Origin of the sequence: Saccharopolyspora sp. NPDC049357 (assembly GCF_040677225.1) — a bacterium.
Taxonomy (GTDB): Bacteria; Actinomycetota; Actinomycetes; order Mycobacteriales; family Pseudonocardiaceae; genus Saccharopolyspora.
In genome coordinates this window covers 1-1,508 of record NZ_JBFAQJ010000093.1, presented here as the reverse complement: position 1 = coordinate 1,508, position 1,508 = coordinate 1, and the positions used below count along the sequence as shown (strand labels likewise).

3 protein-coding genes are annotated in these 1,508 nt (G+C 69.0%); all 3 read right to left on the bottom strand.

Features of this window, described 5'->3' with window-relative positions:
• Positions 1-114: 114 nt before the first annotated feature.
• Complete coding sequence (locus tag AB0J91_RS32995) at positions 115-609, bottom strand: copper resistance CopC family protein (protein WP_363876955.1); 495 nt, start codon at positions 607-609, stop codon at positions 115-117.
• Positions 594-1,157: a hypothetical protein gene (locus tag AB0J91_RS32990; protein ID WP_363876952.1), complete on the bottom strand. Its 564-nt coding sequence runs from the start codon at positions 1,155-1,157 to the stop codon at positions 594-596. Before AB0J91_RS32990 ends, AB0J91_RS32995 begins: the two co-directional genes overlap by 16 nt.
• A 159-nt stretch (positions 1,158-1,316) precedes the next feature.
• Positions 1,317-1,508 (bottom strand): 2Fe-2S iron-sulfur cluster-binding protein (locus AB0J91_RS32985; RefSeq protein ID WP_363876950.1); only part of this gene is annotated, 192 nt, incomplete at its 5' end.

The window sequence follows — 1,508 nt, the reverse complement described above, 5'->3', positions numbered from 1 at the left end:
ACCCAACCCCCCCCAACTCCAAACCCGAAACCCGAGCCTCGAATTTCGCGCGAAATTCGAAAACGTCCCCCTCCCAGGTGAACCCGGGAGGGGGACGCTCTCGTGGTGCTGGTGCTACTCCGACTCGGATCGTCGCGGGATCAGGGCGACCACCGCGATCAGCAGCACGACGATCACCGCGCCACCGCCGACGCTCAGCCAGAGCATGTAGCTGCCGCTGCCGGACTCACCCGGCGGAGCCGGGGCGACGTTGAGGTAGAAGCCGCCCTCGGTGCTGTGGCCGTCGTCGAAGGTGGTCCGGTACTTCACCGTGTGCAGACCGGGTTTCAGCGCTTCGATGTGGACGGTCACGTGGTTGCCGTCGACGTCCGCCTCGCCCGAGACGTGATCGGTTCCCGAAGGATCCTTCACCTCGATCTGCGGCGGCTTCGACTCGTCCAGGGCTCCTGCGAAGTCCATCTCGATGCGGTCCACCCCGGCCTGGGCGGTTTCACCCGGGCCGGGGGAAGCGGAGTTGAGCCCGCTGTGCGCGAACGCGGTGCCCGCGCCCAGCAGGACCAGCAACGCGCTCAGAACCGCACCGACGGTGGTGCTCAGAGGTCGGCGCATGCGATTCGGTTGTCGGTGAACTCGGCCGGGTGGACCACGAGCGACTTGGCGGCCTCGGCCGGCTTGTCGTTCTCGGCGGTCATGAAGCCGCGACCGGTGGCGTCAGCGGTGAACGCCAGGTGGATCTCGTTCGGCGGCATCTCCGACCCGGCGGGGTCGAACTTGAAGTGCTCACCGCCGGCCTCCTCCGCGCACGGCTTGGCGTGCACGTGGGCCATGTACTCCCCGTTCGGCGCCAGGCCGGTCATCTCCAGCGTGACCGTCGTGCCGCCCGGGTGGATCGCCAGCCACGCGGTGCCCGCGGCCTGATCGGTGCCCGGCGGACGGGTGGGCAGGAGCGTGAACGGGTTGGTGCGCAGCTGCGCGCCCTGCACGTCCTTGGCGGGAGTCGCGTTGGCGTCGCCCATGTTCATCTGCATGCCGCCACCGGCCTGATGGCCGCCGCCGTGCTGCATGTGCGTGCCGTGGTCCTCCGACGAACCACCGCCGCACGCCGAAAGAGCCGCGCAGGCGACGAGCCCGGCGGCGAAAGACTTGCGAAGTGTCATGCCCTCATCAACTTCTCTTGTGAACTGCGTCCTGCGCTCGTTCTGCTCGGCGGTGCGGGTGCCAGAACCCGCGGCCGCGCAGGGTCCGAGGCAGGTCTTGGTTCGATCCTGCGCGAGAGCTGTGCGGCCGGGCGGAGCGGTCCCCGCCCGGCCACGGGCTCACATGTTCTCGGCGGCCTGCTTGATCGCCTGCCGGATCCGGCCGTAGGTGCCGCAGCGGCAGACGTTCTCGATCTTGTCGATGTCCGCGTCGGTTGGCTCGCTGGTCTCGTTGATCAGCGCGACGGCCTGCATGATCTGTCCCGGCTGGCAGAAGCCGCACTGCGCGACGTCCCGGTCCAACCACGCCTG